The organism is Leptospira terpstrae serovar Hualin str. LT 11-33 = ATCC 700639, from assembly GCF_000332495.1.
Taxonomy (GTDB): domain Bacteria; phylum Spirochaetota; class Leptospiria; order Leptospirales; family Leptospiraceae; genus Leptospira_A; species Leptospira_A terpstrae.
Map to the genome: position 1 here is coordinate 719,054 of NZ_AOGW02000006.1, position 8,563 is coordinate 727,616.

Here is an 8,563-nt window from a genome sequence, read left to right on the forward strand (position 1 = left end):
AATTGAATTTTTTCTAAGATATTATGTTAAGAGAAGTCTATCGCATCGAAAAAACCGGATCTATTGATCACCTCCATCGGAAAAAAGAACTCTTAAGACCACCGGAAGGTGATGAAGTTACCATAGAAGTGAAAGCGATTGGCCTTAACTTCGCTGATGTATTTTCGATTTATGGTTTGTACTCAGCAACTCCTAAAGGAAGTTTCATTCCTGGTTTAGAATTTGCAGGAAAAATCGTTAAAATAGGCCCAAATGTTAAGGATTTTGAGGTCGGAGATTCAGTGTTTGGTGCAACAAGGTTCGGTGCATACACAACTCATCTTAACATTTCAGAAAAAACAGTTTTTGCTCTTCCTAAAGGTTGGTCGATGCAAGATGGTGCAGCATTTGTTGTACAAGCACTCACTGCATACTATGCTCTTGTTCCACTCGGACAAGTGAAAGAAGGAGATCATGTCCTAATCCATAGTGCTGCAGGTGGTGTAGGTATCATGGCAGGACACATTGCGAAGAAAAAAAAAGCAATCCCAATCGGACTTGTAGGTGATTCCGTTAAGTTTTCGATCTTAAAAGAGGTTGGTTATGATTATTTTCTCACAAGGTCTCCTAATTTTAAACAAGAGATGAAGAAAATATTATCAGAACATCCATTAAAAATAGTTTTAGAATGTTTAGGTGGTCGTTATTTTCACGACAGTTATGATCTTATGGCACCAATGGGAAGACTTGTTACTTATGGTAGTGCGAACTTCACACCATCACATTCATTCCGAAATTGGCTTTCAATCGCATATTCTTACCTCTCACGACCAAAAATTGATCCATTATCCATGATTTCAGACAATAAATCAGTGATGGGATTCAATTTAATATGGTTGTGGAATGAAATTGATGAATTACGAAAACATTTTTCCGATTTAATGATGTTATCATTACCAAAACAAACCATCGGACATGAGTTTGCGTTCGAAAAAATACACGATGCACTCCGTACATTTCAATCGGGACAAACAATTGGTAAGATAGTTATCAATGTTCCGTAGAATGAGTATTAGTCTGTTTTTTTATTTTGAATAAAAATTCATGCAAAAAATAAAATTTCTTTACATTAAAAATGATATGATTTAATTATGTCGTATCAATTCACTCTCTGTTTGCCAAGGACAGCCGTGTTTTGAAATCAAAAGATAAGGACGATCACAATGGTTGCTAAAAAGAAAGCCGCAAAAAAGAAAGCCGCTAAGAAAAAAGCTGCAAAGAAAAAAGCTAAGAAATAAGCTTAGCCTTAATTCTTCCTTCGATCTATCGAAGTAAGATTTGTGTGAACCCGCAAGACCTGCGGGTTTTTTCATTTATAGGCATAAGTTCCGAGAAAAATTAGGCAATTGCCCTTGTAAAACCCCTTCGACTCATCGAAAATCCCGATTTTTTATCAGAATTGAGTCTTTCCAAACCAATAAATTGGAAATGGTCCTTCTTATTGATCGAATCAAAGAGTGATTTCATCAGCGATTCAATGTTAGGATGGATCACATTTTTATAACTTTTGCGTGAATGGTCCTTACTCCAGATTTCTAAATGGTCTGATTCAGGCATCTTTAGGATGAGTGAGGGGAGATCGTATCGTTTCATGAGAACATTGCATACATCTTCAAAACCATATTCAGTAATGGAGTTAAAATCAAAAAAAACAAGTAAGTAGAGGATATTGGTAGGTTCTAAGCGGCCATTTTCATCAGAAATTTTTTGAACCCCATCCAAAACTACATAACGCAGATTTTTTGTTTGGATCCAAAGTTTTTGATCTTCATGACGTTTGAGGTTCACTTCTTCCGAAAACCGTTTTTGAAATACAGTAGAGAGGAAAAATCCGGTGGAATCTTGTCTTTCTTCGAGAATGCGCTCTAAGGAAAACGGTTCAAACTCTAAATTGAAGTACTTTGTATACGTCTCTGCCATATCATATAGAGTAACGGTCAGATTTTAGAGTTTGAATCGGATTTTTTTTGAAAAATAAAATCTAGAATTCTAACATTCTTCGTTCGCTGTCGTGAAAGAAACTATATCCTTCCTTTTTCCAGGTCTCCCAAAACTGAAAGGAACCTTCTCGCATAAAACAAATTCGTTCTTCTGTTGCAATCGGCGTTAAGAAAAGAAAATTTGCACGTTTTCCGTTCTCTGTGAGGAGTCCATGAAGATTTGGTAGAGTTTCTTTGGAACCCTGCTCTATTTCCTCTGTGACGTTACGTAGAACGAACCAGTTGAAGTCTAGATAGAGTTGGTCGGGATCTTTTCTTGGATTTTGTATTGTATGCGAATGTCCAAACCAAATTCCTGTGTTCCAAGGGAACTTTACCATCTCTCCAAGAACATGTTGGATCCATTTTTCCGATTTATCTTCTGTATCTTTCAAAAGTTGAATCGCAAAGACAAGTTCGATACGAGAAAAGTTTTCATAATCTTTGTGGTAGAGTTCTATAGAAGGTTGATTTTGTACACTCATCCCAATTGTAGAAAAGATTTTGATACCAGGAAATTCTTTTGGTAAAAATGATGCGATCCCTAGCGAAGGATACTTTCCACCATCTGCTGACCAATAAGTTTGGTGTTTACCAAGTTTTGATTCTAAAAAATCCAATCGAAGTTGTTGTGCTTTTTTCCAATGATCTTTTTCGGCAACGGCTTCCCAAAACTTACGATTGGTTCTGACTCGTTCTGCGATCACACCGTTTTCTGGATCTCCGAGAGGTGAGGCAGTTGGTGCTTCTTCTTTTGCAAATTTTGCATAACCATGAACACCTTTGATCCCGGACCAAGAAGGCAAATAGGCTTGTAGTTCTTCCTCTACAAATAAAGCTACAGCATCACCTTCCTCTGACCAAATAAAATGAATTTGCTCTTCTATAAGTGAACTTTGTGCTTTTGGATCTGTAATTTCAGATTTGGTCAACACAGGCGCAAGGCCAAGATCAAAATCTTCTTCCACACGTGAATCAGGTGCATCAATTAAGTTACGCACCCAAAGTGTTTTCATTGGCCACTCAGGATTGTTATGTGATTGTAGGTAAAGGTAAATGGTTCTTCCGTCATCTTCTAAAAATGCAGTAAAAGAACCGTAGGGATTTGCTTCTTGGTATAAAACTTTAGGGGTACTGGGATTCATTAAAATTTATGGGGGACAACTCTCTCTTGGAATTTTGCAAGTAGTTTTGCAATGGTATCATCCATTCCTACTTCAAAATAAATATCTGGATAATAACCAGAGGCATTCCTTAGACCGATTAGTTCTGGTTCATTCCATTTCCTGTATCCTTTCAATGAGTTCCAAACTTCTTCCGAAGGGGAAAGGTTTTCCTTTTTTGCGTCGATGAATGATTGAATCGTGCGAGTTGGGGTCATACTATCGTATAGATTCTTTGGTCTGGAAGGGAATCCAACTAAAATTTTAGACGACCTGGACTGTCAGTGTGGATTTTCATTGGATTTCTTTGGTCAGTGGGTGAAAAATTACAGTGACTTACTTTTTTCAGGTGGGCGATTTCGAAATCCATGCAATTATTCCAAAGGTCTGAATCGGAAAATCTCCTCCCCTATGACGGAGTTTTATTGTACATTCCTCATTTTCTCCCAACAGAAGAATCCCATCGGATCTTTGGATCCCTAATGGATGAGATTGAATGGAAACCGGATGAAGCAATACTTTATGGAAAACATATCACCACCAAACGAAGTGTCGCATGGTATGCGGAAAAAGGTTTTTCCTATCGTTATTCGGGAACAACTAAAACAGCTCTTCCTTGGTCTCCACTCTTATTAGAATTAAAATCAAAAGTAGAAGGTGTAACCAAGGAAGTTTTCAATTCTTGTTTGTTGAATTTATATCATGATGGGAGTGAAGGGATGGCTTGGCATAGTGATGATGAAACTTCTTTACGTCCTAATTCAACAATTGCTTCCGTAAGTTTTGGGGCAGAACGAATCTTTCGATACAAACATAAAAAAACTGGTGAACAAGTGGAGTTACAGTTGGAACACGGAAGTTTACTTTTAATGAAAGATGTCATCCAAAGGCATTGGTTGCATTCCCTTCCAAAAGCGATGAAGGTCAAACGACCGAGAATCAATTTAACCTTTCGTCAGTTTGGATTGATTTGAAATCCTTTTTGGGAGAGTAATTCTCGAAACTGTTCATCAGTTTTTTGGTTCCATTGGAGAAGGATTTTGTAAGGATCTCCTTTCAAATCCAAAACTTTACAAAAAGCAGGTTCTGTTTTGATTCCTTGCTTTTTTAGATTTCTAATTTCTTCTCGGAATGTTGGATCTGCCAATGTTAAAAACCGATTTTCAACTATCATATGAATCCAACCATACTGTTCAGTAGGTTCGATTGCCTGTCCAAAAATTTCATATTGAAACTTTTTTGTTTCAAAGCGACAAACTAGCGTTACGCGAAGTGAAATTGTTTTTTCTGAAAAACTATAATTTGGTAGATTGCGAAATTTGGCATAACAAATCTTTTGTAAGTGGGAAAGAATGTTAAATTTTACCAGGATATCCACATCGCTTGAATCTGTATCAATATTTAAGGGGATTGTGCCAGCAAGTGTTGGTTTGAAACCATGTAAGCATTTTAGAATTTTCCATTCTTCTAAATCTCGAAACAATTCTTGTTGTTTGGCTGTCCCAAATTGTAAGTAGTCAGTGCCGAGGAACGAATTGGATGGGAGGGAATGCATATTATGTCTCGTGGGTTCGGTCTCGGCCCCCACCCTGAATGGGTGGTGGAGGTGGGCTTGTGGGAGTTCATTCCCGGCCCAACTCCTACCATAAAACATAATACCTGTCTCTTGGAAATCGAATCTCTTAAAAAATTCTAACGAAAACTTCGCAGTTTCAACAAAACCCTCTGAGAGTTCTTTTGAATCAACTTATAACAAACCTGAACTTTCCATTTGGTTCACATGATCCACAAAAGTTTCTTTGAGCGAACGATAGGTTAAACCTAAATCAGTTTTACTATACTGGTGATTATAATTGAGTGGTTGACCAATATTATTTTTTGTATATCCCCAACTCAAACCAAAGAATGGACCAATCACGTATACAAGTGCTTTAGGTAAATTTCCAGTAGGAACAGAATAACGATTCCCAAAATTTTCTTTAATGATTTTAGCAACACCTAACATCGGCATCACTTCGGCGGATGTGATATGTCTTCCTTTCGCGTTCGGAGTAAATCCTGCTAAGATATGTGCCTTTGCCACATCCCTTACATCTACAAATCCCATCTTCGTATCGGGAACACCTGTGCGAAACACTCCCTTCAGCATATTTTTCATAAACTCAACACTGGTTCCATCAAGTCTTTTGGAAAGTGAAGGACCCATCACAAAGGAAGGATTGATCACAACTAAATCCCAACGTGTTTGTTGTTTTTGGATTTCCCAAGCTTCCTTTTCTGCTAAAGTTTTTGAATAAGCATAAGGTTGGTGATTGAGTGAACTTGTTGTGTTCCAATCTTCTTCCGTAAAGGTGTTGTTGGAAACTTTTAAAGAATCAATATTATCACTGTGAATGGATGCAACACTTGAAGTTAATACAACTCGTTTTACGGTAGATATGCGATTGCAGGCTAAAAGAACATTTCTCGTACCTTGCAGTGCTGGTTCAACCAGTTGTTTTTTTGCATCCTTAATTCCTGCAACAAAAAAAGGAGAGGCGGTATGAATCACAAGTTCAGCACCTTCAATCGCTTTATCAAAACTTCCTTCAGTTAATAAATCAGCTTCGAATAACGTAAGTTTGTCTTTGAACTGATTTTGTAATTCTAGTAGGTGTTCAATTTTTTTTGTATCTTTTAAACTACGAACCGTAGTTCGCACTGACTTACCGTCTTCTAACAGATATTTAACGATCCAAGAAGCAATGTATCCGGATCCTCCCGTTACAACAACGGGCAACTCTGAGTTGATTGTTTTCATATTATTTCTTAGACTCATCTTTCCTTATAGAAAACAGCCAATAAAACCGAAACAAAACGCCTCTTTGTATTCTTTTGTTTGGCGAGACCCTTCGGGTCCGGGCTTTTCCGGAGTCCGCGTTCGCTCCCGTCTCCGGCCTATCGTCCGGAGACCAAGTCCTGCAAATCCCTCTCGCATGTGAAAATCCAAACGTTTATAAGATTGGAAATGGTTTGCCAAAGATTTTTGATTTTGTTAATTTTTATCGTTATGCCAACCAAACCGAGTCTTTATCAGAAACTGAATCAATCCTTACCCAAATTATTTTTTTTACTCATTCTTTTTTGTTCTCATTGTGCCTTTCGTCCTTCTGGGAATCTGGGTCATTACAATTCTTATTTTCCCCACGAGAATCTTCCGAACCCGATTCCCAAAGGAAAAATCCGTGCCACCTTTCTTGGAACCACATCCATCCTGTTAGATGATGGAGAAACCCAAATCATAACGGATGCTTTTTTTTCTAGGCCTTCTTTATGGAAAACGGCATTTTCCAAAATAGAATCAGATCCATCCACAGTTCAATCTGTAATCACCAAAGCGAAAATCGACAGACTGAGAGCAATTTTTGTCTGCCATTCTCATTATGATCATGTAATGGATGCACCCCTTGTCGCCAAACAAACAAAGGCGAAGTTATTTGGTTCTTCCTCGACACTCAATGTGGGGCTTGGAGGAGACCTCTCTCCAAACCAAATGGAAAAATTCCAACCAGGAAAACCGGTCCAAATAGGAAAGTTTACGATTACCGTTTTAGAATCCAAACACACACCACCCTTTCGAATTTTTGGAAAAACAAACGCAACGGATCCGAACCACCCCAACATCGAATCGCCACTAAGCCAACCAATCAAAGCAACTGACTATATCGAAGGAGGAACCTTTGATTTTTTCATCCAACATGGTAAAAATAAAATTCTGATCAAAAGTAGTACTAATTTTGTAGAAGGGGCATTAGACAAAATCCAAGTAGATGTTTTGTTTTTGGGAATTGCGCAACTTTCATTACAACCTGTTTCCTTCCAAGATACTTTCTACAAACAAACTGTCCAAACGACAAAACCCAAACTTTTGATTCCTATCCATTGGGATAATTTTTTCAAACCACTGTCGGAACCATTGGAACCAAATCTCCAACTCGGAGATGATTTTGAATCTAATATGAAATACATTTTGAAACAAACCGAAAAAGATAAGGTAGAAGTACAATTGTTGCAAGGCTTTGAAACAATTGATTTGTTTTGAAACTAAAAACAAAAAACTAAGCCACAGGTTAAGTGGGAATCCTAAAATTTGTAAATTTTAACTTAGGTTAAAATAGAAGTATGATTTTAAACACTCTATTCAAAGAGTCCCCGTCAGTATGATTGATTGGTGGGGACCAATTCAAAAGGGAAGTGAGTGAAATTTATATGTCGAATCCAACTTGGATCTTAAACAAGTTACTATTGCAATTGATCAAGGTTAAACAAAACCTAATCAAAATTCTTTTTGTGAGCAGGATGATCAATTTACAAATGTTTGTATTTCTTGGTTTTGTTCTTTTGCAGACACCTATCTTTGGTTTACCAAAACCAAAAGTATTAATCGTAATGAGTGCAGCCGATACCATTTTGTTAGATGAAAATCATAAACATCCCACTGGTGTATTTGCCAATGAATTGATGCATCCAGTGATAGCCTTAGAGAACACTGGGATTGAATTAGTATTTGCCACTCCAGGTGCAAAGCGCGCTACTCTGGATCCAGAAAGCCTAAAAGATAAATATTGGAATTCTAAAGAAGAAAAAGCGGAAGCCATTCAGTTTTTAAATTCTAATACGTCCTTTCTAAATCCAATTTCCTTAGAGGTGGCAGTCAAAGATCAAAACAAATTCGTAGCAATCTTAATACCGGGAGGACTGAGTGTACTCGTACATCCTTTACAGTTTTGTCTCAATACATACTTTACATAAAGATGCATTAAAATCCTGATTCAGACGGTAATGAGGATTGCATTGGATTTTTAAAATGCAACAACTTTCCCGTATACAAATCGATCACACCAAGGCTAACTCCATAAAAATGAATCTTTACATGCCTGTCCGAGATTTCCTCTAAACCAACTTCTTCATCTGCTAACGCGGAAGATAGAAAGATCCGATGGCCTTCAATATGAAGATTCCCTATGTCATTGATTTCTCCAATCATGATGTTTGTTGGATAAGAAGCTTTTACAATCCGTTTTGGGAATTTCCTTTTCGACTTTTGGTAATGGTTAGCAGGAAAAGAATTTTGAATTCCTTCATGTGGTCTTAGGTAATTGAATTCTTTCTGAAAATCTCGAAATGCTTTTTGTTGTGTCTCTAAGCTAGACCTTGGAGGCAAAGCCGTTTCTTCCTTTAAGGTTTTATGCATTCTTTCATGCCTACCATTTTGTTGTGGTTTGCCTGGTTCAATCCGCTCCAACTTGATTCCCAGTTTGATCCACCATACAGAAAGTTTACTAAGCCCTGCCAGCGCATTCGAGGCAAATGGTGGACCGTTGTCAGTTCGAGTGTGTGCGT

At 37.6% G+C, this 8,563-nt stretch carries 10 protein-coding genes; 4 read left to right on the forward strand and 6 right to left on the reverse strand.

Going from position 1 to position 8,563, the window contains the following annotated elements; genetic code table 11:
* Nucleotides 1-23 precede the first annotated feature (23 nt).
* The gene (locus tag LEP1GSC203_RS05445; RefSeq protein ID WP_002972442.1) at nt 24-1,043 is read left to right on the forward strand and encodes a synaptic vesicle VAT-1 family membrane protein; all 1,020 of its coding nucleotides are present in this window, start codon (nt 24-26) and stop codon (nt 1,041-1,043) included.
* 334 nt (nt 1,044-1,377) lie between these two features.
* On the opposite strand, the gene LEP1GSC203_RS05450 is transcribed toward LEP1GSC203_RS05445, so the two are convergent.
* From LEP1GSC203_RS05450 to LEP1GSC203_RS05460, 3 genes are all read right to left on the reverse strand, one after another.
* Nucleotides 1,378-1,959, reverse strand: a complete 582-nt coding sequence (locus tag LEP1GSC203_RS05450) for a hypothetical protein (RefSeq protein ID WP_002972873.1) — start codon at nt 1,957-1,959, stop codon at nt 1,378-1,380.
* A 61-nt stretch (nt 1,960-2,020) separates the two neighbouring features.
* Nucleotides 2,021-3,163 (reverse strand): suppressor of fused domain protein, encoded by a 1,143-nt coding sequence (locus LEP1GSC203_RS05455; protein WP_002972607.1) that lies wholly within the window; start codon nt 3,161-3,163, stop codon nt 2,021-2,023.
* The gene (locus tag LEP1GSC203_RS05460; RefSeq protein WP_002972378.1) at nt 3,163-3,399 is read right to left on the reverse strand and encodes a hypothetical protein; all 237 of its coding nucleotides are present in this window, start codon (nt 3,397-3,399) and stop codon (nt 3,163-3,165) included. The genes LEP1GSC203_RS05455 and LEP1GSC203_RS05460 overlap by 1 nt, the downstream gene beginning before the upstream one ends.
* A gap of 150 nt (nt 3,400-3,549) precedes the next feature.
* Here LEP1GSC203_RS05460 and LEP1GSC203_RS05465 point away from each other — a divergent pair, with 150 nt between their 5' ends.
* The gene (locus LEP1GSC203_RS05465; RefSeq protein WP_002972770.1) at nt 3,550-4,155 is read left to right on the forward strand and encodes an alpha-ketoglutarate-dependent dioxygenase AlkB family protein; all 606 of its coding nucleotides are present in this window, start codon (nt 3,550-3,552) and stop codon (nt 4,153-4,155) included.
* Here the strand turns inward: LEP1GSC203_RS05465 and LEP1GSC203_RS05470 are convergent.
* Together LEP1GSC203_RS05470 and LEP1GSC203_RS05475 are read right to left on the reverse strand one after the other, a co-directional pair.
* On the reverse strand, nt 4,137-4,736 hold the full coding sequence (locus LEP1GSC203_RS05470) for a DUF4269 domain-containing protein (protein WP_002972669.1): 600 nt from the start codon (nt 4,734-4,736) through the stop codon (nt 4,137-4,139). The two genes, LEP1GSC203_RS05465 and LEP1GSC203_RS05470, sit on opposite strands and share 19 nt — an antisense overlap.
* A 192-nt stretch (nt 4,737-4,928) precedes the next feature.
* Nucleotides 4,929-5,981 (reverse strand): SDR family oxidoreductase, encoded by a 1,053-nt coding sequence (locus LEP1GSC203_RS05475; RefSeq protein WP_002972803.1) that lies wholly within the window; start codon nt 5,979-5,981, stop codon nt 4,929-4,931.
* A 249-nt stretch (nt 5,982-6,230) separates the two neighbouring features.
* On the opposite strand from LEP1GSC203_RS05475, the gene LEP1GSC203_RS05480 reads away from it, so the two are divergent.
* Together LEP1GSC203_RS05480 and LEP1GSC203_RS05485 are read left to right on the forward strand one after the other, a co-directional pair.
* Nucleotides 6,231-7,262, forward strand: a complete 1,032-nt coding sequence (locus LEP1GSC203_RS05480; RefSeq protein WP_051064143.1) for an MBL fold metallo-hydrolase — start codon at nt 6,231-6,233, stop codon at nt 7,260-7,262.
* A gap of 167 nt (nt 7,263-7,429) precedes the next feature.
* The gene (locus tag LEP1GSC203_RS05485; protein ID WP_156808562.1) at nt 7,430-7,972 is read left to right on the forward strand and encodes a type 1 glutamine amidotransferase family protein; all 543 of its coding nucleotides are present in this window, start codon (nt 7,430-7,432) and stop codon (nt 7,970-7,972) included.
* 7 nt (nt 7,973-7,979) lie between these two features.
* Here the strand turns inward: LEP1GSC203_RS05485 and LEP1GSC203_RS05490 are convergent.
* A partial coding sequence (locus LEP1GSC203_RS05490) for an integrase core domain-containing protein (protein WP_002972554.1) occupies nt 7,980-8,563 on the reverse strand: 584 nt, incomplete at its 5' end.